The organism is Myxococcota bacterium (assembly GCA_035498015.1).
Classification (GTDB): domain Bacteria; phylum Myxococcota_A; class UBA9160; order SZUA-336; family SZUA-336; genus VGRW01.
On sequence record DATKAO010000243.1, the window covers coordinates 1 to 26,287 of the forward strand.

24 protein-coding genes are annotated in these 26,287 nt (G+C 71.6%); 11 read left to right on the forward strand and 13 right to left on the reverse strand.

Going from position 1 to position 26,287, the window contains the following annotated elements; all coding sequences use genetic code 11:
- Positions 1 to 321: inositol monophosphatase family protein (locus VMR86_21380; protein HTO09617.1), on the forward strand; the 321-nt coding region annotated here is incomplete at its 5' end.
- On the opposite strand, the gene VMR86_21385 is transcribed toward VMR86_21380, so the two are convergent.
- Positions 300 to 536, reverse strand: coding sequence for a hypothetical protein (locus VMR86_21385; GenBank protein ID HTO09618.1), 237 nt, complete (start codon positions 534 to 536; stop codon positions 300 to 302). The two genes, VMR86_21380 and VMR86_21385, sit on opposite strands and share 22 nt — an antisense overlap.
- Before the next feature lie 117 nt (positions 537 to 653).
- Here VMR86_21385 and VMR86_21390 point away from each other — a divergent pair, with 117 nt between their 5' ends.
- Positions 654 to 2,024: a DUF1329 domain-containing protein gene (locus VMR86_21390; protein HTO09619.1), complete on the forward strand. Its 1,371-nt coding sequence runs from the start codon at positions 654 to 656 to the stop codon at positions 2,022 to 2,024.
- Positions 2,025 to 2,279: 255 nt separating this feature from the next.
- Here VMR86_21390 and VMR86_21395 read toward each other — a convergent pair whose 3' ends face one another.
- Positions 2,280 to 3,188, reverse strand: coding sequence for an LLM class flavin-dependent oxidoreductase (locus tag VMR86_21395; GenBank protein ID HTO09620.1), 909 nt, complete (start codon positions 3,186 to 3,188; stop codon positions 2,280 to 2,282).
- A gap of 484 nt (positions 3,189 to 3,672) precedes the next feature.
- On the opposite strand from VMR86_21395, the gene VMR86_21400 reads away from it, so the two are divergent.
- A complete protein-coding gene (locus VMR86_21400) occupies positions 3,673 to 4,965 on the forward strand; it encodes an FAD-dependent oxidoreductase (protein HTO09621.1) in 1,293 nt (430 codons plus the stop codon).
- A gap of 21 nt (positions 4,966 to 4,986) precedes the next feature.
- The gene (locus VMR86_21405; protein HTO09622.1) at positions 4,987 to 5,958 is read left to right on the forward strand and encodes a Gfo/Idh/MocA family oxidoreductase; all 972 of its coding nucleotides are present in this window, start codon (positions 4,987 to 4,989) and stop codon (positions 5,956 to 5,958) included.
- A gap of 195 nt (positions 5,959 to 6,153) precedes the next feature.
- Here the strand turns inward: VMR86_21405 and gloA are convergent, their stop codons facing one another.
- Together gloA and ispG are read right to left on the reverse strand one after the other, a co-directional pair.
- Positions 6,154 to 6,537, reverse strand: coding sequence for a lactoylglutathione lyase (gene gloA, locus VMR86_21410; GenBank protein ID HTO09623.1), 384 nt, complete (start codon positions 6,535 to 6,537; stop codon positions 6,154 to 6,156).
- On the reverse strand, positions 6,534 to 7,676 hold the full coding sequence (gene ispG / locus VMR86_21415; protein HTO09624.1) for a (E)-4-hydroxy-3-methylbut-2-enyl-diphosphate synthase: 1,143 nt from the start codon (positions 7,674 to 7,676) through the stop codon (positions 6,534 to 6,536). Before ispG ends, gloA begins: the two co-directional genes overlap by 4 nt.
- 196 nt (positions 7,677 to 7,872) lie before the next feature.
- Between ispG and VMR86_21420 the strand changes: the two genes are divergently transcribed.
- The gene (locus tag VMR86_21420) at positions 7,873 to 9,402 is read left to right on the forward strand and encodes a DegT/DnrJ/EryC1/StrS family aminotransferase (protein ID HTO09625.1); all 1,530 of its coding nucleotides are present in this window, start codon (positions 7,873 to 7,875) and stop codon (positions 9,400 to 9,402) included.
- A gap of 39 nt (positions 9,403 to 9,441) precedes the next feature.
- Here the strand turns inward: VMR86_21420 and VMR86_21425 are convergent, their stop codons facing one another.
- From VMR86_21425 to gatC, 6 genes are read right to left on the reverse strand one after another with little or no spacing between them, the layout of a single operon-like run.
- Entirely contained in the window at positions 9,442 to 10,362 is a 921-nt protein-coding gene (locus tag VMR86_21425) for a branched-chain amino acid transaminase (GenBank protein HTO09626.1), read from the reverse strand.
- Complete coding sequence (locus VMR86_21430) at positions 10,363 to 12,219, reverse strand: response regulator (protein ID HTO09627.1); 1,857 nt, start codon at positions 12,217 to 12,219, stop codon at positions 10,363 to 10,365.
- Positions 12,220 to 12,261: 42 nt separating this feature from the next.
- Positions 12,262 to 13,308: an S-methyl-5-thioribose-1-phosphate isomerase gene (gene mtnA / locus VMR86_21435; protein HTO09628.1), complete on the reverse strand. Its 1,047-nt coding sequence runs from the start codon at positions 13,306 to 13,308 to the stop codon at positions 12,262 to 12,264.
- Positions 13,305 to 15,377, reverse strand: coding sequence for an AsmA family protein (locus tag VMR86_21440; GenBank protein HTO09629.1), 2,073 nt, complete (start codon positions 15,375 to 15,377; stop codon positions 13,305 to 13,307). The genes mtnA and VMR86_21440 overlap by 4 nt, the downstream gene beginning before the upstream one ends.
- Positions 15,374 to 16,846, reverse strand: coding sequence for an Asp-tRNA(Asn)/Glu-tRNA(Gln) amidotransferase subunit GatA (gatA, locus tag VMR86_21445; GenBank protein ID HTO09630.1), 1,473 nt, complete (start codon positions 16,844 to 16,846; stop codon positions 15,374 to 15,376). The genes VMR86_21440 and gatA overlap by 4 nt, the downstream gene beginning before the upstream one ends.
- On the reverse strand, positions 16,843 to 17,130 hold the full coding sequence (gatC, locus tag VMR86_21450; GenBank protein HTO09631.1) for an Asp-tRNA(Asn)/Glu-tRNA(Gln) amidotransferase subunit GatC: 288 nt from the start codon (positions 17,128 to 17,130) through the stop codon (positions 16,843 to 16,845). The genes gatA and gatC overlap by 4 nt, the downstream gene beginning before the upstream one ends.
- A 51-nt stretch (positions 17,131 to 17,181) precedes the next feature.
- On the opposite strand from gatC, the gene mutM reads away from it, so the two are divergent.
- Genes mutM through VMR86_21475 form a run of 5 tightly spaced genes read left to right on the forward strand, consistent with a single transcriptional unit; the run spans position 17,182 to position 22,342 of the window.
- Positions 17,182 to 18,057, forward strand: a complete 876-nt coding sequence (gene mutM, locus VMR86_21455) for a bifunctional DNA-formamidopyrimidine glycosylase/DNA-(apurinic or apyrimidinic site) lyase (protein ID HTO09632.1) — start codon at positions 17,182 to 17,184, stop codon at positions 18,055 to 18,057.
- 11 nt (positions 18,058 to 18,068) lie between these two features.
- On the forward strand, positions 18,069 to 19,229 hold the full coding sequence (thiI, locus tag VMR86_21460) for a tRNA uracil 4-sulfurtransferase ThiI (protein HTO09633.1): 1,161 nt from the start codon (positions 18,069 to 18,071) through the stop codon (positions 19,227 to 19,229).
- A gap of 10 nt (positions 19,230 to 19,239) precedes the next feature.
- Positions 19,240 to 20,778: a DEAD/DEAH box helicase gene (locus VMR86_21465; protein HTO09634.1), complete on the forward strand. Its 1,539-nt coding sequence runs from the start codon at positions 19,240 to 19,242 to the stop codon at positions 20,776 to 20,778.
- A 26-nt stretch (positions 20,779 to 20,804) separates the two neighbouring features.
- On the forward strand, positions 20,805 to 21,272 hold the full coding sequence (locus VMR86_21470) for a hypothetical protein (protein HTO09635.1): 468 nt from the start codon (positions 20,805 to 20,807) through the stop codon (positions 21,270 to 21,272).
- 50 nt (positions 21,273 to 21,322) lie between these two features.
- The gene (locus VMR86_21475; protein ID HTO09636.1) at positions 21,323 to 22,342 is read left to right on the forward strand and encodes an aldo/keto reductase; all 1,020 of its coding nucleotides are present in this window, start codon (positions 21,323 to 21,325) and stop codon (positions 22,340 to 22,342) included.
- Positions 22,343 to 22,364: 22 nt separating this feature from the next.
- Here the strand turns inward: VMR86_21475 and VMR86_21480 are convergent, their stop codons facing one another.
- Both VMR86_21480 and VMR86_21485 read right to left on the reverse strand, forming a co-directional pair.
- The gene (locus VMR86_21480; GenBank protein ID HTO09637.1) at positions 22,365 to 23,324 is read right to left on the reverse strand and encodes a sigma-70 family RNA polymerase sigma factor; all 960 of its coding nucleotides are present in this window, start codon (positions 23,322 to 23,324) and stop codon (positions 22,365 to 22,367) included.
- Positions 23,321 to 24,637 (reverse strand): NAD(P)/FAD-dependent oxidoreductase, encoded by a 1,317-nt coding sequence (locus tag VMR86_21485; GenBank protein ID HTO09638.1) that lies wholly within the window; start codon positions 24,635 to 24,637, stop codon positions 23,321 to 23,323. The genes VMR86_21480 and VMR86_21485 overlap by 4 nt, the downstream gene beginning before the upstream one ends.
- 109 nt (positions 24,638 to 24,746) lie before the next feature.
- On the opposite strand from VMR86_21485, the gene VMR86_21490 reads away from it, so the two are divergent.
- Positions 24,747 to 25,328 (forward strand): hypothetical protein, encoded by a 582-nt coding sequence (locus VMR86_21490; protein HTO09639.1) that lies wholly within the window; start codon positions 24,747 to 24,749, stop codon positions 25,326 to 25,328.
- On the opposite strand, the gene VMR86_21495 is transcribed toward VMR86_21490, so the two are convergent.
- On the reverse strand, positions 25,325 to 26,287 hold a 963-nt coding region (locus VMR86_21495; GenBank protein HTO09640.1), incomplete at its 5' end, for a D-arabinono-1,4-lactone oxidase. The two genes, VMR86_21490 and VMR86_21495, sit on opposite strands and share 4 nt — an antisense overlap.

Consider the following 26,287-nt stretch of genomic DNA (forward strand, 5'->3'; position numbering starts at 1 on the left):
CAGCTCCTGCACGGCAGCATCGGCGGCTACGAGGGCGTGCGCACGCCGCCGGGCCTGGTCGAGCTCGCACGAGTGACTCACCGGCAGCGCGGCTTCGGTGACTTCTGGCAGCACTGTCTCGTGGCGGCGGGCGCGGCTGAGATCGCGGTCGATCCGATCGTCCAGCCGTGGGACATCGCGGCGCTCCAGGTGGTGGTCGAGGAGGCCGGCGGACGCGCGACCGCACTCAGCGGCGAGCGCTCGATCTACGCGGGCAGCCTGGTCTCCAGCAACGGCCTCCTGCACGAGGCGACCCTGGGTCACCTGCGCGGCCGCGTCTGACCCTTCCTGGGCGGCCGAGGATGGGAAAGCAACACGGCTCGCTCGAGGTCGGCGAAACGCACCACGAAGCCCGTCGAGTCGCACACGGCGTAGCGCTCCGGCCGCGACGATTGGATTGGAGCGAAGCGCAGCGCTTCGGCGTCGAAGTCGAGAATGCGAGCCACCACCACCTCGCCGTCGCGCAGATGCAGGCGCAGCGGGCGACCCGTTTGCATGGCGGCGGCCACTTCATCGCGAGGCATTGGGAAGTGATTAGAAGATCGCTGGCTCGGACGACAGGCCTGTTTCTCGTGTGCTTTGTACCTTGGGCCGCCGCGGCCGGCGGAATCGACGTGCCGCCCGAGGGGAGCTGCGCGCCCCGGCCGATCCAGTGGGGCAAGGAGGGCTCGCCGCCGCCCTCCGACGTCGTGCCCGGCGCGTTCCACCCGGGCGAGAGACTCGAGATCAAGAACATCCCGCGTCTCCAGGGCTGGCTGCCCGACGAGGTGTGGCAGCGGCGCGAGCAGTTCTTCTTCGAGGGCATGGAGCTCGAGATCGGGCCCTGCTACCGGCGCTATCCCGCGCCGGCATATTTCTCCGACGCGACGGCCGCGGGCGCGGGCAAGGCCGGGCTCGACGGCTCGGGCAACCTGACCGGTTACTCGGGCTCGGGCCTGCCGTTCGGCCTCGAGTCACTCGACGTGTCCGCGCCGGACTTCGCGCAGCGCGTGGCCTGGGACTACCGCTACCGCTACCAGGCGGCGGGCTACCGCGGACCGTTCCGAGTCACTCAGATCACCAAGAACGGCCACGACCTGGAGCAGTACACCGGGCGCTTCTTCTTCCTGCCGCTGCAGGGCGTGCCGGGGATCGACGCCGGCGACCGCAAGGAGCGCTTCGCGGCGGGCGGCACCTTCGAGTCACCCGAGACCGCGCGCGGCCTGGCCTGGCGGCAGTTCCAGCCGACCGCGGTCGAGGCGGACTGGAAGACCAGCGACGAGGTCTTCGTGTATCTCCCCGACGAGCGCAAAGTGCGGCGCGCGCCGCCGCAGAACGCCGAGGGCGTGTACGTGCCGAGCTTCACGCGCGCGCGCTCCGTCGGAAACATCGGCATGAGCATGCCCGACGGCCAGACCGCCGACGTGGGCAACCCGGCGATCGCCGCCACCGAGCCGCTGCGCAAGGGCTTCGTGGGCCTGGTGATCCGGCCCAACGCCTACGAGTGGAGCTTCGGCGGTCTGCGCGACGTGCTCGCGCCCGCCAACGTGCGCGCCGCGGGCTACCCGCCCGACCCGTCGCGGAACTTCGGCCCGAGCGGCCTGTCACTCGCGAGCGACCGCTGGGACCTGCGCCGCGCGCTGGTGCTCGAGGGCAAGCGCAAGGCGCCCGACGGCGTGGTGGCGGGCATCTCGCTGTGGGTCGACGCGCTCACCCTGCAGCCGCTCTACTGGGTGTCTCGCCGCTCGAACACCGCCGTCTACGAGGTCGGGATCTTCGCCAGCCGCTTCAGCGCCGACGACCGCAAGGCCGCGCAGTGGCAGGGCAACGGCACGGACGGCAGCTCGAGCTACGGCACGATGGTGCCCGTCGCGCAGAGCTTCACCGTGGCGGGCGAGGGCGGCGGCTGGCGCAGAGAGTCCTATCTCCTGGCCAGCGAGCCCCCCGCCGGCGAAGAGACCCAGGACTTCCTGTCCGTCCAGGGCCTCCAGCGCAAGGGTCACTGACCCCCGGTCTTCTCGAGCTAGCGGCCGAGCGAAGGCCGCCCTGAGCGAGGCCCGCAAGCGCCGGAGCATGGGTAGGGTGAGGTGCCCATGCGATCACAAGTCAGGCGCGAGCAGTCTTCTCGAGCTGGCGGATCGTCACTGCGAGGCCGAGCGAAGGCCGCCCTGAGCGAGGGCCGCAAGCGCCGGAGCATGGGTAGGGTGCCCATGCGATCACAAGTCAGGCGCGCGCAGTGAGCCGAAGGCGAACGTAGTCAATCAGGACAAACAGGCGAAGAGCTCTTCGAATGCCTTCAGCTGATTGCCCGCCGTAGACGACGGCACCAGGATCGGCGTGCGCACGCCGGCCTCGTACCAGGCCTCGAGCCCTTCGCGCACGCGGCGCTCGGAGCCGTAGAGCGTGACGTCGGACAGCCAGCGGTCACTCATCAGCTTCGGCACGTCGTCGAACGCCTTGGCCGTGATCGCCTTCTCGATCGCGTCCATCTCTTCCTGGTATCCGGCCTCGCGCCAGTAGTTGCGGTAGTTCGGAAGTGACACGTAGCCGATCAGGGTCTTCCGGTTGACCGCGGCAGCGGCCCGCTCGTCGTCGGAGATGCACGTGGGGATCATGTTGCCCACGAAGAACTTCGGGTCACCGGCCTTCGCGGGCGAAAGGACCGCGAGTGACTCGTTCATGTGCGACCGTGCCGCATTTGCGAACACGATCCCGTCGGCGACCTCTGCAGCGAGCGCGATCATCTTCTTGCGTAGCGTGGCGAGGACGATCGGCGGGAGTTCGCCCGTGCGCGGCGCCCCGCGCAGCCCGGCCACGAACGCGCGCATGTCGCGCAGAGGCGGCCCGGCCTTCACGGACAGCCGGTCTAGCGCCGGGCCGTGAGATACGCCCACGCCGAACGCGAAGCGCCCGCCCGAGAGCTCGTGGATCAGGGACGCCGTCTGCGCGTAGTCCACGACGTGGCGGAGATAGATGTTCGCGATGCTGGTTCCGAAGGAAATCCGCTCGGTTGCGAGCGCGAGTGCCTCGCAGAGACCCACGCCGTCGCCGAAGCTCGGGCAGTAGATGCCACTAAAGCCGCGGCGCTCGATCTCACGGGCGAGCTCGAGCGTGGCCCTGCGGCGTCCAGGAACGGCGGCCAGGCTCACGGCGGGAAGCGCAACGGGCATCGGATCCTCCTCGCGGCGCAGTCTATCCCCGCAGCTCCCGCGCCGTCCGCGCGGCGCCGGCAGCGACGCCGGGTTTCCCAGTCCGAACGCACGGTTCCGGTCAGCGGTTGCGTGTGGCTCACCGCGCCACCACGAGTGAGTAGCGAACTACTCAGATTGCGTGTCGCAGAGGTGTGCCGGGTGCTCACGACCCCGACATCACTCCTGCACGCAAATTCCGCGGCGGATCCCTCGATCTGTGGGGGTTTTCAGTCCACTCGCACGGAAATTTCCTGTACGATCGCAAGCGCCTTGGAGCTCGGATACGCGGATTGGCAGGTGGCCGGGTGATGTCCGCGATCTGGCTGACACCCCAACCCCCGGAGCACGGCGCCCCGAGAGCGCTGGCATCGCACTTGCGTGAGCCGAGTCACACACGGCGGTGTCGGGAGCTCCAAGCAGTGTTCGAGCGGCGTTGCGATTGGCTGGGTGCGGGAGTGGCAGGATGAGGGTCGCGGTTCTGGGCGGTGGAGTCGCGGGGCTCGCGTGCGCGTACTATCTCGCGCGCAACGGGCACACTCCGCTCGTGCTCGAGCCCTCGGGAGCGCTCGGCCAGCTCGGCTCGCCGATTGTGCACGAGGGACTGCGCATCGACCGATTCTCGAATCCGCTGCGCAACAGTGACACGGCGCTGTGCGGGCTGCTCGCGGATCTCGGCGGCCTGGGCCGCGTGGCGTGGCGGCCGACGCGCTCGGCGATCTCGAAGGACGGCGTCTTCTACCCGGTGAGCTCGGCGAGTGACCTGCTGCGCACCGCGGGCTTGATGGGCCTGCCGAGCATGGACTGGCTGCGCGCGGGCATCGGCCTGGCCTACGCCACCCAGTTCAAGCGCTACGCGCTGAACCTGCACGCGGTGCCCGCGGGCGACTGGCTGAGCTCGGTGTTCGGCAAGCGCGTCTACGAGAACTGGTGGCGGCCGTTCCTCGAGGTGCGCTTCGGCGCCTACGCCGAGGAGATCCCCGCGTACTGGGTCTGGCGCCAGCTCAACGCCTACCAGGCCGGGCGCCGCGAGGTATTCGGCTATCTGCGGGGCGGCATCGGCTGGCTGGGCGAGCGTCTGCGGCGTGCGATCGAGGCGCGCGGCGGCGAGGTGCGGCTGCACGCCGAGGTCTCGGGCGTCGAGACGGGCGGCACGCACGCGCTGGTCGAGGTCGACGGCGCGGAGCGGCGCGTCGACGCGGTGGTGGCCACGCTGCCCCCGGGCGAGCTGGCGAAGCTCGCGGGCGGCCAGCTGGCGCGCGAGCTGCCGAGCCTGGACGTGCCCTACCAGGGCCGAGTCACTGCGCTCGTGATCCTGCAGCGCCGGCTGGGCGAGTACTACCAGACCGCGTTCATGGACCGCGACCTGCCGTTCCAGCGCACGGTCGAGGCCACGCACGTGGTGCCGTCGGAGTCACTCGGCGGGCGGCACCTCTTGTACGTGCGGAACGAGTGCGGCCCGCACACCGACGCGTTCAAGCTGCCGGACGACGTCGTGCGCAAGCAGGCGCTCGACAGCCTGCGCACCTGGTTCCCCGGCTTCGACGCCCGCGACGTCGAGGCCGTGCACGTGTCCCACAACGACGCCGCGGAGCCGATCACGCTGGTCGGCAACCTGCGGCGCACCCTCCCGACCCGCCTCTCCAACACGCGCGTGTTCCTGTGCACCTCGGCACAGGCCTACCCGCGGCCGGTCGGCTGGGACACCGAAGTCACCCTGGCCCGCGAGACGGCCGCCGCCGTCGCCGCCTGCAGCTGAAGCACCCGAGTCACCCCCCAGATGTCGGCCGTTTCGCTCAAGACACTCGCGCTGGTCGGCCATGGCGCCGCGGCGCGTGACTGGCTCGCCACCCTGACCGAGCTGCCCGAGCTCGAGCTCGCGGCGTGCGTCGATCCGGACCCGGTGCAGCGCGCGCCGCTCGCGGCGCGCGGCCTGCGCACGTTCGAGAGCGTGGCGGAGCTGCTCGCGGACGGCCGCGCGACCGACGTCGCGATCCTGTGCACCCCGCCCGCGGTCCGGCTCGAGACCGCCGAGCCCCTGCTGCGCGCGGGCGTGGACGTGCTGATCGAGCCGCCGCTCGCCACCGTGCCCGACCACGCCGACCGGATCGCCGAGCTCGCCGAGCGCATCGACCGGGTGGCGCTCACGATCGGCCGCTTCCGCGCCGACCCGGGCGTGGCGCGCGCGGCCGAGCGCATCCGCGAAGGTGAGATCGGCCGGCTGTGCGCGCTCGAGGTGTCGCTGGGCGAGAAGCGCGATGCGCGCGCCGGCTGGCGCGGCGACCCCGCGCTGTCGGGCGGCGGCGTGTGGCTCGAGCTGGGCGGCGACGCGCTCGAGATCGCAGAGACACTCGCGGGCCCGCTGCGCCGCATCCACATGACGCACAGCGCCTCGGCGCAGGGCGGCGAGGTCGAGGACGAGGTGCGCGTCGAGACCGACCACGGCGCGGGCCTGTTCGCCAGCCTCACGCTGTCCTGGAACCCGTCGGCGGCGCGGCCGATCGCGCGCTGCATCGGCGACCGCGGCGAGATCTCGGTCGGCTGGGCGCAGACCTCGCTCGTGCGCGAAGACGGCAGCCGCAGCGTGCTGGCGGGCGCGCACGATCCGCACGCCGCACGCGTGGCCGTGCTACGCGAGTTCCTGCGCGAGCGGCGCAGCAGCGAGCACCGCGTCGACCCGGGCGCGCAGTCACTCGCCTGGCTGCACGCCGCCTACCGGAGCGCGAGCACGGGCCGCTTCGAGCTGGCCTGACAAATCGACTTCGTGAGCGGCAGGCGAGCGAAGTCAGCGGGACCCGGTCTTCTCGAATCCCGACGCACCACGAGCTCCGGCCCGTCCGCGGCCGCCCGCGGCGGGCCGGGCAAGCGCCGGAGCGCGGGTCGGGTGCCCGCGCGATCATCGGGCAGCCGCGCGCAGCGAGCCGCAGGCGAGCGAAGTCAATAAGACCTAGCGGCCCTGGATCAGCTCGACCTTGTAGCCGTCCGGGTCCTCGATGAACGCGATCACGGTGGTGCCGTGCTTCATCGGGCCGGGCTCGCGAGTCACCTTGACGCCCTGCTCCTTCAGCTGTGCGCAGGTCGCGTACACGTCGGGCACGCCCAGGGCGATGTGCCCGTAGCCCGCGCCCAGGTCGTAGCTCTTTGTGTCCCAGTTGTGGGTCAGCTCGAGCACGGTGTGATCCGACTCGTCGCCGTAGCCCACGAACGCCAGCGTGAAGCGGCCGCCCGGGAAGTCGGTGCGGCGCAGGAGCTTCATGCCGAGCGGCCCGGTGTAGAACGCGAGCGAGCGCTCCAGGTCGCCCACGCGCAGCATCGTGTGCAGCATCCTCATGCGCGCGCCGCCTTCTTCGCGATCACGTCGTCGAGCTCCTGGCGCAGGCGCACGAGCACCTCGTCGTAGCCGAACGAGCCGACCTTCTCGCCGCCCCGCTTCATGTTCACGTGGCGCGGGCCGCACCACAGGCCGAGGTCCGCGTCGTCCGTCTCGCCCGGGCCGTTCACGCGGCAGCCCATGACCGCGATGGTGACGTCGTGACTCGCGGCGTAGGCGGTCATCTCGCGCACCCTCTCGGCCAGGTCCACGAACGCCTCGTTCTCGACGCGCGAGCACGACGGGCACGAGATGATGTTGAGGCCCTGCAGCACGGGCACGGAGCGGAAGCGGCCTTCGGCGATGTCGGCCAGGATCTTGTGGCCGATCACGACCTCTTCGTGCTTGCGGTCGTTGGGCAGCGTGAGTGACACGCGGATGGTGTCGCCGATGCCGCGCGCGATCAGCTGCTCGAAGGCGATGCGCGTCTTGATCTCGCCGTTGGGCAGCATGCCCGCCTCAGTGACTCCCAGGTGGATCGGCACGTCGGGCCGCTCGTGCGCGAAGCGTTCGTTGGCGGCGATCACGTTCGCGGGGTCCGAGTCCTTGATCGACACCACGAAGTTGTGGAAGCCGAGCTCGTCGAGCATGCCGCAGTGATCCACGGCGCAGGCGACGATCGCGTCGATCGAGTCATTCGGGAAGCGCTCGGCGTACTCGGGCGCCACCGAGCCGCAGTTCACGCCCACGCGCAGCGCGCAGCCGGCTCGACCCGCGACGTCGGCGATCCACTTGACCTTGTCGCGCATCTTCTTGTCGCGCTCGTGGTGGTGGAGGTGACCCGGGTTGTAGCGGAGCTTCGCCACGTGCGGAGCGACCAGCGGCGCGAGCCGGTAGTGCTCCTGTAAGTCGACCACGATCGGAACGGACGTGCGCTGGTGGATCTCGGCCAGCGCCTCGGCGTCGGCCTTGCTGTCGACGGCGACGCGCACCAGCGCCGCGCCGGACTTGGCCAGGCGCTCGACCTGCTCGACCGTGCGCTCCACCTCCTGGGTGTGGGTGGCGCACATGCTCTGGACGGAAATCGCAGCGCCGCCGCCGATTTGGACCGGACCGGCGCGGACGGCGCGCGTGGCGTTTCGCGGGGTGGTTTGGCTCACGGGCGAAGACCCTAGCACGCCCCTCCGCGCTCGCGCCTACGCGGATTTGACGGTGCTGACGGAATTCAGACAGCACGTCCGAGGACCGCGTGGGCACCCTACCCACGCTGCGGGGCGAGCTTGGGCACTCGTGCTCGCATCTGTCGCAGGCCTGCGGCCGGCATGGCGCTTGCTCACGGCTCAGCCCGAGGCAGTCATGGGGCGCAACGGACCGAGAATCCTCGTGATCGGCGGAACCTACCGCGCAGTGAGTGTGCTCGAGCGGCTGCTCGAGCGCGGCGAGCGGGTGGTCGCGTTCATCGGCGTGGAGGGCGGAGGCGAACGCGACTTCTGCCCCGAGATACTCGAGCTGTGCGACCGCGCGGGCATTCCCGCGCGCAGCGGTCACAAGCTGGGCGAGGAAGTCGTGCGCTGGCTCGAGGACCGGATCCGGCCCGAGCTCGCGATCGCGCTCGGCGTGCACACCGAGATTCCGCTCTCGATCGGCGGCAACTGCCGGCTGGGGCTGGTCGAGCTCTCCGACTCGCTGGCGGGCGGCAAGCCCGCGGTGTGCCTGCGCCAGCGCGGCCAGGAGCTCCTGCGCCGCCAGCTTCCGCCGCAGACCGCGGAGCTGGATCCGGGCGATCTGTATCTCGCCATGCTCGAAGAGCTGAGTCTGTGCCTGGAAGAGTTTCTCGATCGCCACGCGCAGCCGCGCGTCGAGCGCGCGTTCGCCATCCCGTTCGAGGCTCCGGCCGAAGCAGGCGCGGGCCTCGCGGCGCTGTCGGTGCGCGGCCCGGCTGGGTCTGCCTGCGATGCGCTCGAGCGGCGCGCGGCCGAGTATCTCGGCGCGGAGCGGGTGTTCGCGCTCGAGACGCCGCGCGCCGGCTTCCGGGCGCTGCTGCGCGGCGTGCGGCTCGACAAGGGCGACGAGGTGGTCGTGCCCGGTGTGGCCTCGGCGGCGCTGGTCGACGCGCTGCGCGCCTGCGAGCTCCAGCCGGTGTACGCCGACGTGCACCCGGAGCGACTCACTCTGGCGGCGGCCTCCGCGGCGGCGGCGATCGGGCCGCGCACGCGGGGTCTTTTGATCTCGCACCCGCTCGGCCAGCCCGCCGAGCTCGACGCGCTGTACGCGCTGGCCGAGGAGCGCCGGCTCGAGGTGATCGAGGACGGCTGCGAGAGCCTGGGAGCGCGCTTCGGCAGCTCGCGCCTGGGCCGCAGCCCGTGCAGCGCCGTGTTCCGCGTGCCGCTGGGCTGCCACGCGCCCGGCTTCGAGCTCGCGCTCGTGACCGCGCCCGAGTCTCTGGCCAAGGACCTCGAGTCCGCGGTCGCGTCCGAGCGCGCCCCGGACGGTCTCGCACGCCTGGGGCTCGAGGCGCTCGAGCGCTGGGAGGACCGCCTGGCCGCGCGCCGCCGCAGCGCCAGCGCGTACTCCAGCGAGTTCTCGCGCTACGACGCCTTCCGCGTGCCGCCCACGCCGGAAGACGCGCTCTCGACCTACTCGGGCTACCTGCTGCGGCTCACGCGCTTCGCGCGCGCGGCCGCGGACGACCTCGGGAAGCTCCTGGCCGAAGCCGGCATCGAGACGCGCCGGCTGCGGCTCCCGCTCGGCGAGCGCGAGCTCGCGAGCCTGCCCGCCGCCGAGCACGCGCGCGCCACGGGGCTGTTGCTGCCGGCCGACGAGTCACTCACCGACTCGCAGCGCGACCGCGTGATGGACGAGATCTTCGGCTACGCGATCGGCTAGGTCAGGGCCGCGCAGCGAGGCGCAGCCGAGCGAAGTCAACTAGACCCGGGTCAGCCAGCTCTCGTACTTCCGGTCCCGGCCCTTCACCGCGTCGAAGAACGTGCTCTGGATGGTCTTGGTGATCGGCCCGCGTGAGCCGGCGCCGATCGTGCGGTCGTCGAGCTCGCGCACGGGCGTGATCTCCGCGGCGGTGCCGGTCAGGAACATCTCGTCGGCGGTGTAGACCTCGTCGCGCGTGATCGACTGCTCGACCACCTCGATGCCCTTGTCGCGCGCGATGCGGATCACCGAGTCGCGCGTGATGCCTTCCAGCACCGACACCAGCGGGGGCGTCTTCAGCACGCCTCGGCGCACGATGAAGATGTTCTCGCCGCTGCACTCGGCGACCAGGCCCGACGTGTCGAGCATGACCGCCTCGTCGTAGCCCATGCGAGTCACTTCGCGCTTGGCCAGGATCGAGTTCACGTAGTCGCCGCAGGTCTTCGACTTGGTGAGCGACACGTTGGGGTGGTGGCGCGTGTAGGACGAGACCTTGGCGCGGATGCCGCGTTCCAGGCCCTCGTCGCCCAGATAGGCGCCCCACGGCCACACGATGATCGCGACCTGGGTCGGGTTGTCCTTGGGCAGGAGCCCCATCGCGCCCGCGCCCAGATACACGAGCGGGCGGATGTAGCCCTCGGCCATGCGGTTCGCGCGCAGCGTGTCGAGGATCGCGGCCTCGATCTCGGCGCGCTTGTAGGTCATGCCGATCTCGACGATGCGCGCCGAGCCGAACAGGCGCTCCACGTGCTCCTTGAGCCGGAACACGTTGCCCGCGCCGTCGTCGGCGCGGTAGCAGCGGATGCCCTCGAACACGCCCAGGCCGTAGTGCAGCGTGTGAGTCAGGATGTGGACGTTGGCGTCGTCCCAGGCGATCAGCTTGCCGTTGTGCCAGACGCGCTCGGTCTTCTCGACGGGCACTTACTTCTTCTTTCTTCCGAAGAGCCTCCCGCTGACCGTCTCGTCGCCCTTGGCGCGGCGCATCTGATACAGCCGGAGCTCGCGGTTGGCCTCGATGTGGTCGGGGCGCAGCTCGGTGGTCTTGCGGAACATTTTCTCCGCTTCCGCGTGATCTCCGCAACCCTTGCGGATCTGCCCGAGGTAGTAGTAACCCGCCGGCGACTGCGGCGAGATCGTGATCGCCTTCTTGATCTGGTCGAGCGCGGGCTCGGGATTGCCGTCGCCGCCGTCCTGCGACTGCAGGTACAGCACCCAGCCACGCAGCGCGTAGAACTCGCCCTCGGTGGCGTCGAGCTCGAGCGCCCACTTCAGCGCCTCGAGCGCCCCGTTCCAGTCGCGCCGGCGCACGGCCTCCTCGGCGCGCTGGAACTGCTGCTCCGCGGTGAGGATGCGGTTGACCTCGGCGCGGTCGGCCTGCGCCGAGCGGCTGCGCTTGAGCTGGTTCAGGTAGATCTGCTTCTTCTCGGGTGACGCGAGCGTGTCGTGCGCCTCGGACAGGCGCGCGAAGACCTTGGCCGCGATCTCGCCGAGCTGCGGCGCGACGCGGTTCACCTTGTCGGGGTGGAAGGTCTTGGCCAGGCTCATGAAGGCCTTGCGCACGTCGTCCGGCGAGGCGTCGTCGGCGACGCCCAGCACCTCGAAGTGAGTCTGTGACTTGTGCTGGGCGAGCGCCTCGCGCAGCTTGCCCTCGAGCGCGAGCGCAGCCCCCGCCGAGCCCACGCCGGGCAGAGTGCGCGGCGTGGAGGCGTCGTCGACGTGCACCGCGAGCGCGCCGATCAGCCACAGGCCGTAGAGCGTCGAGGCGTGGTGGCGCATCAGCGCGGAGATCGGCTTGGGCTCGGCGACCGTCTCCCACAGCAGCTTCACCGCGTCGGCGTTCTCGCCCTCGTCGAGCGTCATCAGCTCGCGCGAGACCTCGCAGCCCTCGTAGGGCTGCAGGCGCTTGGCGATGATCGAGGGACTCACGCGGCCCACGCCGCGCAGCACCGTGAGCCGCGGCGTCCAGCCGTGGAGCTCGGTGGAGAGACTCACGGCGCGCACGCCCGACTGGGTCCAGGTGCGGCCCTCGGTCCAGGAGAAGATGTCGGTGAGCTTGTCGGCGGATTGCTCCTCGAGCACCTCGCGCAGCGCCGCGTCGCTGATCGCGCCCATCTGCACCAGGAGCTCGCCCTGGCGCTTGCCCGTCGCCTTGGAGCGGCGGATCGACTCGTTGAAGGTCAGCTCGTCGATGCGCCCGGCGTCCAGCAGGCGCCGGCCCAGTGACTCGCGCGCCAGATTCGAGCGCACGGCCAGCGGCTGGCCGTTCTCGAGCACGATCACCTTCTTGCGCTTGCCCGCCTCGAAGTGCACGGCGCCGGTGGTCTTCGCGCGCATGGCGCTCCACAGCACCTCGATCGCCGGCTCCTTCGCGAGGTCGATGGTGTCTGCCGGCGCGGCCAGCTCGGGCGGCGTCGGCTTGCCGATCAGCCGGGAAACCTGGTCGATCAGGACGTGCGCCTCGAACGGCTTCTCGATGAAGGCCTTCGCGCCCGCCGACATCACGCTCTTCATCGCCGACGTGCCGCGGAACACACCGCTCATGGCGATGATCGGGATGCCCCGCGTGCCGTCGGACGCCTGCAAGGTGGCCATGACTGCCTGGCCGTCCTTCTTCGGCAACAGAAGGTCGATCAGCAGAAGGTCGGGCTTGGCCTTCGCCGTCTCGGTGAGCGCGGCGTTGCCGTCGTGCGCCTGCCGGCAGCTGTAGCCGGCTTGCTCGAGCGCGCGCGCGATCGTGCGGGCGAGCGCCCGATCATCCTCGACGATCAGGACTTCCAACGACAGATACTCCGCCAGGACGCGTCGGTGCGTCCTCGGGAGTCATCGGCCGTCGCTCGGCCTTCGTTGAGCCGCAAGTCCCTCCGCAAACGGCGGACGGATCACGCCCCGCTCGGTGATGATCGCGGTCACAAAGTCCGCCGGTGTGACGTCGAAAGCAGGGTGGAGAGCCTCCACCCCAGGCGGCGCGATGCGCTTGCCGGCGATCGTGGTCACTTCCGTCGCGCTGCGTTCCTCGATCGGGATCTCGGCGCCGGTCGCCAGTGACAGGTCGACGCTCGAGAACGGCGCCGCCACGTAGAACGGGATGCCGTGCGCGTCGGCGAGCACCGCCGCCGTGTAGGTCCCGATCTTGTTGGCCACGTCGCCGTTGGCGGCGATGCGGTCGGCGCCGACGACCACGACGTCGATGGCCTTCTGCGCCATCAGCGCGCCGCCCATCGAATCGGTGATCAGCCGCACCGGGATGCCGTCGCGCGCCAGCTCCCAGGCGGTGAGTCGAGCGCCTTGGAGGAACGGGCGCGTCTCCTGCGCCACCACGTGCTTGAGCCGGCCTTCGCGCGCGGCGCTGCGCACCACGCCCAGCGCCGTGCCGTAGCCGGCGGTCGCGAGCGCGCCCGCGTTGCAGTGAGTCAGGACTCGCGCGCCCTGCGGCATCAGGCGCGCGCCGGCGTCGCCGATCGCGCGGCAGGCCGCGACGTCCTCGTCGGCGATGCGCTGCGCCGCCGCGCGCGCCGCGGCGCGCACCGCTTCGGGCGCGGCGCCGTCGGCCAGGAGCGGCGCCAGCTCGGCGCGCATGCGCTCGAGCGCCCAGCGCAGGTTCACCGCGGTCGGGCGCGTGCGCGAGAGCCGCGCCACCACGCGGTCGAACGCCGCCGACAAGAGCGCCCCGGCGCGCCCCAGCTCCACGGCCACGCCCATCGCGGCAGTGACTCCGATCGCCGGCGCGCCGCGCACGGCCATGTCCTCGATCGCGCGCGCGACCTCTTCGCCGCTCGAGAGCCGGAGATAGCGCTCCTCTTCGGGCAGGAGGCGCTGGTCGAGCAGGACGACGTCGTCGCCGTCGAGCCGGACCGTGAAGAAGCTCATTGCTGGTCTTTCTTCTTCTTGTTTCCGCCGCCGCCGAGCAGCCCGTCGAGCACGCCCTGCACGGCGTCGGCGCCGCCGGGGCCGAGCGCCTTGTCGAGCTTCTTGCGCACCTTGTCGTCGCCCACGTACACGTAGGCCAGGCTGGCCAGCGTCTTCTGGTCGAGCTCCACGCGCGGTGAGTCGTAGGTCCCGCCGATGTGACTGATCGGAATCACCCGCTCCTTGGAGCGGCCCTGGCCCGCGAACTCGGCGTCGGCCTTCTTGGTCAGCACCACCTTGCCGGTGAGGTCGAGCGCGCGGTCGACCAGCCCGACCGAGCCCTTCAGATAGGCGGTCGCGTCCTGGTAGGCGAGCTCGAGGTTGTCGGTGTGCACCCGGCCGTCCGCGATCGTGTAGTCGGCGGTCAGGTGCTCGAACTCCTCCTGCTCGTACTTCGAGATGTCCTTGCCCTTGGCGGCCAGCGCCAGCGCCGGCAGCGCCGCGAGTGAGCCCATGACCTGCTTCACCAGCGAAAAACCCTGGATCTTGCCGGGCTGGATCGCGATCTTGCCCTTCCCGCCCAGGGTCGAGAGACCGGCGGAGCGCATCTCCACGTGACCGCCCGTGTCGAGCGTGCCGTCGAGCTCCTTGCGGCCCGCGAGCGCCTCGACGAGCTGGCCGAGATTGGCCTTGCCGATGTCGTAGTCCGCGGTGACCGTGCCGCTCTCGAGCGCGTAGCTCGCGCTGATGCCGATCTTCTGCCCGCCGACGAGCGCGGTCGCGTTCTCGACGCCCACCGACTCACCGCGCCCGCGCAGCGGGCCCGAGATCGTGACTGGCCCGTTGGCCAGCTTGGTCTCCACCTCGTCGAGCGTGCCGTTGCCGGTCACGCGCAGCGGCTGGAGCTGCACGTCGAAGCCCTGGATCTGGACCCGCCCGCCGAGCGGCGGCTTGTCGGGCGGCAGGAGCTCGTGCAGCTTCGCCAGGTCGAGCGTGGTCTTGCTGAGATGGACCACCATGGGCTTCTTGGCCAGGTCGAGCGTGAGCGGCAGCTCGTTCTGCCCGATCTTCACCAGCGCCTCGCGCAGAGCCGCGGGCGACGCCTCCTTGCCGAGCTTGCCCGTCACCGAAAGGGTGGTGCGCTTGGGCTTGGCGAACACGCCGGTCTGCTCCACGCGCGCGTCGGAGAGGTCGAGTGAGTAGCTCTCGCCCAGCACGGCGTGACCGCGAGCGGGACCCGAGACCACCAGGTTCCCGCTGCGCAGCAGAAGGTCGGGCACGTCGACGCTGGCGCTGGCCGCGCGCACGTCGTTGCCGACCAGGGTCACGGCATACTCGCCCGTGGCCATGCCGGTCACGTCCTGGGTCAACGCGAAACGCTTGCGCACGTCGGCCAGCGCGGCGGCGAACTCGCCGCGCGCGTCGACCTGGGGCGCGGCGCTCGTGAGCTTGGCGAGCTCGACCTCGCCGTGCTGCAGCGCGGCCAGCCCCGGGAGATCGGCCGAGTACTTGAAGGCGCCGCTGCCGTCGAGCGAGAGGTGCCCGTCGACGTTCGCGTGCTGGACCTTCCACGGCCCGGCCGTCACGTCGGCGTCGTGCACCTTGATCCGGTCGACCGCGAGCGCGAGCCCGGCGGACTCACTCGCGGGCTTCGCCGCTTTCTCGCCCGGCTTCCCGCCGGCGGGCGGCTTCTCGGCCTCGGCCGTCTTCGGCGCGCCGGGCAGGATCGGCTTCCCCTCTTTGTCGAACGGGATCACGATGCGCGGCGACTCGAGCTCGAGCGCCCGCAGCACCACCTTCTTCGCCAAGAGCGGCAGCACGGCCACGCGCAGCCTCAGCGCGGCGATCTGCGCCAGCGGCGGATCGCTCGGCTTCGGGCCCGCGATGCGCACGTCGTCGATCTGCACTGCCGGCAGCGGGAAGATCGCGAGCTGGATCTTGCCCAGCGTGACCTCGCGGCCCAGCGCGGCGCTGGCCTGCTTCTGCAGCGGGCCGCGCAGCGTCTCGGGGTCGAAGAAGTACAGCGCCACGCCCGCCGCCACGAACAGCACCACGACCAGCGCCGCGGCGATGAGCAGCCAGCGCCTCATGGACTCACTCCGGGGGGGACGCGCTCGTGGAAGTCGGTGTGGCGCTGGAACGCGTCGCCCACGCGCAGCACCGTGGCCTCGTCGAGCGGCCGCCCGAGCAGCTGCAGCCCGACGGGCAGCGCGCCCGAGAAGCCGCAGGGCAGCGAGAGCGCAGGCAGGCCCGCCAGGTTGGCGGTCACCGTGTACACGTCGGCGAGATACATCTGCAGCGGGTCGTCGACCAGCTCCCCGAGCTTCCAGGCCGGGCCCGGCGTGGTGGGCGTGGCGACCACGTCGCAGAGCTCGAACGCGCGCTCGAAGTCGCGGCGGATCAGCGTCCGCACCTGCTGCGCCTTGCGGTAGTAGGCGTCGTAGTAGCCCGCGGACAAGACGTAGGTGCCGAGCAGGATGCGGCGCTTCACCTCGGCCCCGAAGCCCTCGGAGCGGGTGCGCTCGTACATGTCCTCGAGTGACTCGACGCCGGCGGCACGGAAGCCGTACTTCACGCCGTCGTAGCGCGACAGGTTCGACGAGGCTTCGGCCGTGCAGATCAGATAGTAGGTGGCGATGCCGTGTGCGCTGTGAGGCAGCTCGACCTCGACGGTCTTCGCGCCGAGTGACTGCAGCGTCTCGAGCGCCTCGCGCGCGCGCGCCATGGTCTGGGCGTCGGCGGCCGGCGCGTCGAAGAAGCCGCGCGGCAGGCCGATGCGCAGGCCCGAGACGTCGCCGCTGAGCGCCGCCACGAAGTTCGGCGCGGGCGCGGGGTACGACGTGGCGTCGCGCGGGTCGTGGCCGGCGATCGCGCCCAGGAGCAGCGCGGCGTCGGCGCAGCTCCGAGTGAGTGGCCCGATCTGGTCGAGCGAGCTCGCGAACGCCACCAGCCCGTAGCGAGACACTCGGCCGTAGGTCGGCTTCAGGCCCACGATGCCCTCGAGCGCCGCCGGCTGGCGGATCGAGCCGCCGGTGTCGGTGCCCAGCGCCGCGGGCACGAGCCGCGCCGCGACCGCCGCTGCGCTGCCGCCCGACGAGCCGCCGGGAATGCGCGCCAGGTCCCAGGGGTTGCGCGTCCGGCCCAGCGCCGAGTTCTCGGTCGACGAGCCCATGGCGAATTCGTCCATGTTGGTCGAACCGACCACCACCAGGCCCGACTCGCGCAGTCTCTCGAGCACCGTGGCGTCGTAGGGCGCGCGGAACCCGGACAGGATGCGCGAGCCACAGGTGGTCTCGAACTCCCGGCTGGCAAAGATGTCCTTCACCGCGATCGGCAGGCCGTGCAGGCGCGAGCGCGCGCGGCCGGCACGGCGCGCGGCGTCGGCGGCCTCGGCCTCGGCCAGCGCGGCCTCGGGCCGCAGACGCAGGAACGCGCCGATCTTCGGATCGAGCCGCGCGATGCGCTCGAGCGCGGCCGAGACCACCTCGCGGCACGACACGTCGCCGCTCTCCACGTGCAGCGCGAGCTGCGCCAGTCCCGCCTTCCAGACCTCGTTCACTCGAGCACCTTCGGGACCACCATGGCCGAGTCGGTGTGCTCGGGCGCGTTGCGCACGACCTCGGACACCGGCAGCACGCCGGCCACCCGGTCACTGCGCAGCGGGGTCGCGATGTCGAGCACGTGTGTCGTGGGCGGCACGCCCGCGGTGTCGAGCGCCGCGAGCTTGTCGAAGTAGCCGAGCAGCGCGTCGAGGTCGCGCTGCATGCGTTCGACCTCCCGGTCCGCGAGCTGCAGCCGCGCCAGCTTCGCGATGTACAGCACCGTGTCGCGCGTGATGTGCATGGCCTTGAACGTAGCGGCGGAGGCTGCCCGGCGCTGGTTTAGACTGTGGCCGTGCCGGAGCTCCCCGAGGTCGAAGTCACGCGCCGCCGCATCGCTCCGTACCTCGTCGGGCGGCGCATCTCCAAGGTCCACACCACGCGCAAGAGCTACTTCTTCCTGACCCCGCCTGCGCGGCTCGAGCGCGAGCTGCCGGGCCGGACGGTGCAGGCGCTGGAGCGGCGCGGAAAGTACCTGCTGGCCGAGCTCGACGACGGCCGGCGCCTGCTGCTCCACCTGGGCATGACCGGCCAGCTCTTCGCCGAGCACGCGAGCTCGGTGCGGCTCCTGTCCGCGGCCACGCGCGCCTCGCTGACTCCCGAGGCCCAGGTCGCGTTCGTGCCCGACCGCCACACACACCTGCGCGTCGAGTTCGAGGACGGCGGGCCGGCGCTCTACTTCCGCGACGTGCGGAAGTTCGGGAAGGTGCGCTTGCTCGAGGCCGGCCAGAGCGACCCGCGGCTCGAGAAGCTGGGCGTCGACGCGCTCGCGGCCACCGGCGACGAGCTGTACGAGGCCGCGCGCACGCGCCGGGTGGCGATCAAGAACCTGCTGCTCGCCCAGGACCCGATCGCCGGGGTCGGAAACATCTACGCCGACGAGGCGCTGTTCCTGGCCGGGATCCGGCCCCGCCGCGCCGCCAACCGAGTGTCTCGCGCCGAGTGCCGCAAGCTCGTGGCGGCGCTGAAGAAGGTCCTGTTGCGCTCGATCGAGACCGGCGGCTCCTCGATCAGCGACTACGTGGCGCCCGACGGCTCCGACGGCAGCTATCAGGACGAGCGCCGGGTCTACGCGCGCAAGGGCGAGCCCTGCGCGAAGTGCGGCACGCGCATCCGGCGCATCGTGGTGGGCGCGCGCGGGACTCACTTCTGCCCCTCCTGCCAGCGCTAGAATCCGCAGCCGTGAAGATCGTCGTCCACTACGCGGAGATCGGGCTCAAGGGCAAGAACCGGCCCCGCTTCGAGGACTGCCTGCGCGTGAATCTGGAGCGCGCGCTGGCGCCGCTGGGGCGGGTGCGCGGGCGCCGGCTGTTCGGGCGGCTCTTGTTCGAGCTGCCCGACTCGGTCGAGCTCGCGGCGGTGGCCGACAGTATCTCGCGCGTGTTCGGGGTGGCCTATGCGAGCGTGGCCACGTCGGGCCCCCCCACGCGCGAGGGCATCACGGCGCTGGTCGACCGGTTCGTGGCCGGCCGCGAGTTCCGCACCTTCGGCGTGCGCGTGCGGCGCGTCGACAAGTCTCTGCCGTTCCGCTCGCAGGAGCTGGCGATCGAGCTCGGCGACCGGATCCGGGCGCAGACCGGCGCCACGGTCGACCTCGACGCACCCGAGCTCTGGGTCGAGCTCCACGCCCTACACGGCGAGGTGTTGCTGCTGCACGACCGCTGGCCGGGCCCGGGCGGACTGCCCGTACGCTCGGCCGGCCGGGTGCTGGCGCTGGTGTCGGGCGGGATCGACTCCCCGGTGGCGGCCTGGCTGGCCATGAAGCGCGGCTGCGCCGTGTCCTTCGTCCACTTCCACAGCGCGCCCTACACCAGCACGGCCTCCCAGCAGAAGGTGCGGGATGCGGTGGCGCATCTGGCGCGCTGGCACGGCCCCAGCCGGCTGTGGCTGGTGCCTTTCGCCGAGCTGCAGCAGGCGCTGGTGCGCGAGGCCCCCTCCGAGCCGCGCATCGTCCTGTACCGCCGTTTCATGCTGCGCATCGCCGAGGCGCTGGCCGAGCGCGAGCGGGCCCTGGCGCTGGTGACGGGAGACAGCGTGGGGCAGGTGTCTTCGCAGACCCTCGCCAACCTCGACACCATCAACCGGGCGGCTACCCTGCCCGTGCTTCGGCCGCTCGTCGGCCTGGACAAAGCCGAGATCGTGTCACTCGCGAAACACGTGGGCACTTACACGATCTCGATCGAACCCGACGAGGACTGCTGCAGCTTCCTCATGCCGAGACAGCCGGCGACGTGGACGCGTCCCGAGGCGATCGAGGCGATCGAGCGGAATCTGGACGTGAAGGGACTGGTCGAAGCGACACTGTCCCGTGTAGTGCTGGAGAGGATCGACGCAATTCCATGAGCGCCAAGCGATGAGCGCCACCGGCGCTTCCCCGCCGCCGACGCAGCCTCCGACCCCAGATGAACAGCTCCTCGGCTTCGAGACCTTCTCGGAGCCGATCCGGCGCGCGGTGGCCGAGATGGGCTGGTCCGCGCCCATGCCCGTGCAGCGGCGAGTCACCCCGGTCATGCGCCGCGGGCGCGACCTGATCGCACAGGCCATGACCGGCAGCGGAAAGACGGGCGGCTTCGGCCTGCCTTCGCTCGAGATCATCGACCCGGGCCTGCGCGCGGCACAGATGCTCGTGCTCGCGCCGACCCGCGAGCTGGCGCTGCAGATCGAGAACGAGCTGCGGCTGATGGCCAAGTATCTCGACGTGGGCACGATCGCGGTCTATGGCGGCACGGCCTACGGTCCGCAGCTCGACGCGTTCTCGCGCGGCGCGCAGATCGTGGTGGGCACGCCGGGCCGGCTGCTCGACCACCTGGGCTCGGGCAACCTGAAGCTCGACAAGCTGCGGGTGCTGATCTTCGACGAGGCCGACGAGCTGCTCTCGCTGGGCTTCTGGCCCGACATGCGCGAGATCCAGAAGTATCTGCCGCAGCGCCGGCTCACCGGCCTGTTCTCCGCCACCATGCCGCAGCGCGTGGTCTCGCTCGCGCGCGTGTTCCTGCACGAGCCCGAGTTCGTGTCACTCACCGAGGGCGGCGTGCGCGCGCCCGAGGAGATCGAGCACTGGCACTACGTGGTGCCGGCGACCGAGAAGGAGAAGGCGCTGCTGCGCATCCTGCGCTTCGAGGAGCCCGACTCGGCGCTCGTGTTCTGCAACACGCGCGACGACGTGCGCTTCGTGACCCGCTACCTGCAGCGCAACGAGATCGACGCCGACATGATCCAGGGCGAGATGACCCAGGCCGCGCGCGAGGCGGTGATGAAGCGCATCAAGGCGGGCGAGCTGCGCGTGCTGGTCGCCACCGACGTCGCGGCGCGCGGCATCGACATCAGCGACCTGTCGCACGTGATCTCCTACACCTCGCCCGACTCACCCGAGGTCTACACGCACCGCACCGGTCGCACCGGCCGCGCGGGCAAGTCCGGCACGGCCATCTCGCTCGTGTCCGGCCTCGACATCGGAAACTTCCGCACACTCCAGAAAGTGAACCGCATCGTGATTCCCGAACGAAAGCTGCCCAGCGAGGCCGACGTGGCGACCCGCGAGTCCGAGCGCCTCCAGGTCGAGATCGAGCACCATCTGCGCGACGTGCCGGCTGCCGACCGCCAGGCCCGCGAAGAGACCCACCTGCCCACCGTCGAGTCACTCTGCGCCACGCCGCAGGGCCGCCGCCTGCTCTCGGCCGTGCTCTACGAGTATCTCGAGCACCGCCACCCGGCGACCCCGGCGCGCGAGGAGCCCGCGCCCGCGAGCGCCGCTCCCGCGCGCGAGCGCAGCCACGACGAGGCCCGTGCCGAGCAGGCGCCGCGCCGCCGGGATTCCGGCGCCGAGGGCGGTGGCGGACGCGAAGGCGGTGGCGGCGGACGCCGGCGGCGCCGCCGGCGCGGCGGCCGCTGACGGGCGCACGGACCGCGCGCGTCCGGATGGCCCTCGCCGGGCTCCTGGCGCTCGCCCTCTCGGCCTGCGCGCTCTTCCAGCCGCCCGACCGCACGCCCGAGCTCGCGCCCGCGCTCGCCGAGCTCTCGGCGGGCGGCTTCGAGTTCGCGCCCGACGTGCGGCTGCGCAACGACCCGCGCGCCGTGTGTGACGGCATCTCGTGCGCCGACCTCGTGATCGAGAGTGAGCGCCGCACGATCCTGGTCGCGGACGGCGCATTCGCCACGCCCTCCAAGCTGCGCGCGAGCCTGCTCGAGATCTGGGCGCGCTACCGCGAGCCGCGGCGCGGCAACGTGCGCGACCTGGCGCGCGCGGCGCTGCTCGTGGTGCGCGACGGCCCGCGCGTGGGCGTGGGGCCGGGCGACGTCGGCGATGCGCGCTTCGTGTACCGGCAGCTCTGGCAGCGCCTGCCCGAGGCGCAGCGCGCCGACCTGCCCGTTCCCTCGTCGCTCTAGTGTTCGTGTAAGCTGGCGCACCCCCACCCACTGACTCGGGAGCGCAGCACGTGAAGACGCGAAGACTCGGCAAGACCGGCCTGGTGGTGTCCGAAATCTGTCTGGGCACGATGACCTTCGGGAGCTTCGCCGACGAGAAGGAGAGTCATGCCATGCTCGACTTCGCGGACGCGAAGGGCGTGGACTTCCTCGACGTGGCCGAGATCTACCCGGTGCCGCCCGACGAGAAGTGGGCGGGCCGCAGCGAAGAGATCGTCGGCAGCTGGCTGGAGAAGCGCGGCCGGCGCGAGACTCTGTTCGTCGCCACCAAGATCGCCGGCCCCAGCGGCGGCTGGTTCCGCGCCGCGGTGCGCGGCGGGCGCACGGCTCTGGACCGCCACAACGTGGAGCGCGCGGTCGAAGGCAGTCTGCGCCGGCTGCGCACCGACTACATCGACCTGTACCAGACTCACTGGCCCGACCCGGACCTGCCCTGCGAAGAGGTCATGGAGGCGCTCGACCGCGTCGTGCGCGCCGGTAAGGTGCGCTACGTGGGCTGCAGCAACGAGAGCGCGTACGGACTCACCAAGAGTCTGTGGGCGTCGCACGCGCGCGGCGTGACCCGCTACGAGACGATCCAGAACAACTTCTCGCTCTTGAACCGGCGCTTCGAGGACGAGCTCGCGAACGTGTGCCGGCGCGAGAAGCTGAGTCTCCTGCCGTACAGCCCGATCGCGGGCGGCGTGCTGTCGGGCAAGTATCTGGGCGGCGCGTTTCCCGAGGGCGCGCGCTTCTCGCGCTACCGCGGCAACGACCCGCGCCAGCAGGTCATGACTCGGCGCTTCGTGAACCCAAAGACGCTGGGCGCGACCGAGCGCTTCGCGAAGATCGCCGCCGACGCGGGTCTGCCGGTCGTGACGCTGGCCGTGGCCTGGACGCTCGCGCACGACTTCGTGGGCTCGACCATCATCGGTGCGACCCGCGTCGACCAGCTCGAGGACTCACTGCGTGCCGCCGACGTGACGCTCTCCCGCGACGTGCTCGCGGCCTGCGACGCGGTCTCGAAGGAGATCCTCTACCCCATGGGCTGAGCCCTCGGGTCGAGGGGCCGGCTCAGAAGCTGCGGAACGCGCGCGCGATCTTCGCGGGCGCGAGCACGGTGTAGATGCGCCGCACCCGGCCGTGGGCGTCGATCTCACCGGTGGTCACGAAGCGCGGCGCGAGCCGGTCGGTCACCGGCGAATAGTCGACCAGGAGCGCGGGAGCGCCGTTCAGCCAGCGCAGCACCACGCGCGGCACCTGCGCCGTGCGCAGCCGCGCGATGCCCGCATGGAAGCGCGCGACCTTGTTGCGCCCGGTGACCGCCACGCCCGCGGCGGGGTATTTCCCGTCGGTGTCGTTCAAGGTCACGACGTCCTCGGCCAGCAGAGCCTCCATGCCCGCGACGTCCTGCTTGGCGAAGCAGGCCATGAACCGGCCCAGGACCTCGACTGACTGCTCGCGCGCCGCGCGGTCGGGCACGAAGCGGCTCCGGTCGTAGTCGGCGAGCGCCCGGCGCGCACGGTGCAGGAGCACGCGCGCGTTCGCCTCGGACAGATCGAGCGCCTCGGCGGCCTCGGCCGACGTGTACTCGAACACGTCGCGCAGCAGGAGCACCGCGCGCTGGGCCGGGCTGAGCGCTTCCAGCGCGAGCAGAAAGGCGAACGAGACACTCTCGACCAGCTCGTAGCGGCCGGTGGTCGAGAGCGGCTCGTGCGCGGGCTCGACCAGCTCGGCGTCGTCGAGCGGCTCGGGCAGCCACGGCCCCTTGTAGCCACGGCGCCGGCGCCGGCGCAGCTCGTCGCGCGCCAGGTTCAGCGCCACGCGCACCAGCCACGGCCGCCAGGGCACGTCGCGGCGCGCCGGCGGGTGGCTGAGCGCGCGCGCGAACGTCTCCTGCACGATGTCGTCGGCGTCGGCGCCGCTTCCGGTCATCCGGTACGCGAGCCCGAACAGGAAGCGGCGCTCGTCGGCGAACACGCGCGACAGGTCGGCCGCAAGCGCGGGCGAGGCGTCGGACATCGCGGAGCTCATGCTGCCACGCGCACCCCGTCCGCGCCCGCCGCGGCGCGCGCCGCCGCCCGGGCGCTCGCGAACGAGGCGTCGGCGAGCAGGCCGTCGGGCCCGATCCAGTCACCTGCGAGATACAGGTTCGCGATGCCACTCACTGCGCCGGGGGTGCGCCCCGCCAGGCCGCCGAGCGCCGCCTGCGGCAGGTCGTGCGTGACGACCAGCTCGCGCAGCAGCTTGCGAGTCACCACGCGCTCGCGCCAGCCGGGCTGCAGGGCGTCGAGCAGAGCGTGGAAGTCGGCCTCGAGCTCCTCGCGGCCCGGCCGCTCGTCGGCGCCGAGGTAGCGCGCGAGACACACGGTCGCCCGGCCCTCGGGCGCGAGCTTCGCGGCCGCGGAGTGCACCGAGTAGTAGAGCGGCCGGTCGATGCCGAGCGCGAACAGGCGCTTCGGGCTCGGCAGGCCCTCCAGCCCGAGGTCCAGACACGCGGCGCGGACCGGCACGGCCCGCTCCCGCACGCGCGCGAAGAACGGGTGCCCGCCGCCGTCGACCAGCGCGCTCGACTCGTCGGGGCCGCCGGTCAGGATCACGGCGTCGGCGGCGCAGCGCTCGCCGCCGGCCAGCTCGAGGCCGCGCGCGCGGCCGTCGTGCACCACCCGCTCGACCTTCGCGCCGCGCCGCAGCTCGACGCCCGCTTCGCGCGCGCGCGCTTCGAGCGCGTCGACCAGCGCGCTCCAGCCGCCGTCGACGTAGCGCACGCCGGGGCCGAGGCCGAGCGCGACCTGCGCGAGCGCCGCCTGCGCCGACATGCGGTCGGTCATGTTCGAGTAGCTCGTGAGTCGCACGAGCCCGCGCAAAAGCTCGCGCACGCCCTCGTGGCGCAGCTCGCGCGCCAGGAACTCGTCGACCGACTCACTGGCGCCGGTCTGCTCCGCGAGCTTCGCCACGCGCGTCATGAGCGACGCCAGCTCGAGCTTCTCGGCCACGCCCAAGAGGCCCGTGGTCATGAGCGACACGGTGCCACCGGGCAGCGCGTGCAGTCGCCCGCGCAGCCAAGCCAGCCCGCCCGAGGTCGGGGGCGAGCCGCCCGCGGGCTCGATCCCGAGCTCGCGCAGGGACGCGATCGCCGGCCCCTGCAGGTACAGCGCGTGCGGGCCCATGTTGAACGCGAAGCCGTCGTCGACGCGGGTACGGGCGCGCCCGCCCGTCTCGGTCAGGCGCTCGAACAGCGTCACGCGCGCACCCGCGCGCGCCGCGAACGCCGCCGCCGAAAGCCCCGCCAGCCCGCCGCCGACCACCGCCACTCTCGCTTCCTGCGCCACTTCCGCCGCCCTCACCGGGACCCGCCCGGGTTCAACGTGTTCACGCGCGAGCGGCCGCCCGCGTTACAGCGCCTCAATCCTGCCTCCCGGATGCCGATCCGCATCGCAAAAGCCGGAGTCCCCAGTGCCCGACGTTCCCTCCATCAAGGCCACGGGCTTCCAGTCGGCCGCCGACGACATCGCGCGGCTGATCGAGTCCGGCCGCCTGTCGCGCGCCGAGCTCGAGGCGCAGCTCGAGCCCGACGACCTGGGCTACCTGGGCAAGCAGCTCGCCGCTTCGGGCTGGGTCCCGGTGGCCACCTACCTGCGCGTGCTCGAGCTCCTGATCGCGCTGGAGGCCGGGCGCGACGTGCACAAGTATCTGCGCGAGCGCGGGATGCGCGCGGCCGAGAGACTCCACAAGCTGGGACTCTACGGTCAGTTCGAGGCCACGGTCGAGACCTGGGGCCACCGCGTCGGCACCATCGCCGCCACCATGGGCGCCGTGCTCTACAACTTCTCGCGCTGGAGCTTCGAGAGCAACGTCGAGGCCGGCACGTTCCAGACCACGGTCGACGACGCGAGACACTACGCCGATCCGCTGATCACGATCGGCGAGGGCTTCATCGAGTATCTCGCGCAGAACCTCTTGGCGGGCTACAAGGTCGAAGTGACCGGGACGCGCACCAAGCCCGACCAGGTCGTCTTCCGCGGCCACTTCTCCTAGGCGAACAGGCCGGCGAGATACTCGTTCAGGAAGAGCCCGCGGGGATCGAGCTCGCGGCGCAGGGCCAGGAAGTCGTTCCAGCGCGGGTAGCGCTCGGCCAGCTCGCGCGCGCCCAGGTTGTGCAGCTTGCCCCAGTGCGGGCGGCCGCCGTGCTCGCTGAAGATCGGCTCGCAGTCGGCGAAGAACGCGTCGCACTCGAGCTTCGCGTCCTGGTGCAGCGAGATCGCGACCGAGTCGCGCCGGTGGGCGGTGGAGAGCCAGGCCGAGTCGGCGCCGAGCGTGCGGTACTCGACCGGCCAGACGACCTCGCGCCAGCGCGTGCGCATGCGCTCGCGCACCGCGCGGAAGCAGGCCGGGCCGGCCGCGGCGGGCACGGAGTACTCCAGCTCGTTGAAGCGCAGCTCGCGCAGCGACGGGAAGATGCGCGCGCTCCAGTCGATGCGCTCGCCCTTGCGGCCCGCCACCGACTCGGGCGGCGCGTCGGTGAGCGCCAGTGACTTCCGCTCCGCGTAGTCCTTGTGCGGGTACCACCAGAACTCGTAGTGGCGCTGCGCCGCCACGTCGGCCGAGAGCTCGGCGAGACACTCCTCGATGCCCGTGCGCCAGATGCGCTCGTGCAGGCGGAACGCCGGCACGGTCTCCAGGGTCAGGGTCGAGAACACGCCGAGCAGCCCCAGTGACACGCGCGCGGCATCGAGCCGTTCGGCGTCGCTCTCGGCCGAGAGCTCGAGTGGCGCGCCGCTGGCGAGCACCAGGCGCGCCCCCACGACCTGCGAAGACACGTTCGAGAGCGTCGGGCCCGTGCCGTGGGTGCCGGTCGAGACCGCGCCTGCCAGCGCCTGCACGTCCACGTCGCCCAGGTTGCGCATCGCCAGTCCGGCGGCCAGGAGCGGCTCGCCCAGCGCGTGCAGCTTGGTGCCCGCGCGCACGCAGACCCGCCCGCGCTCGCGGTCGAGCGA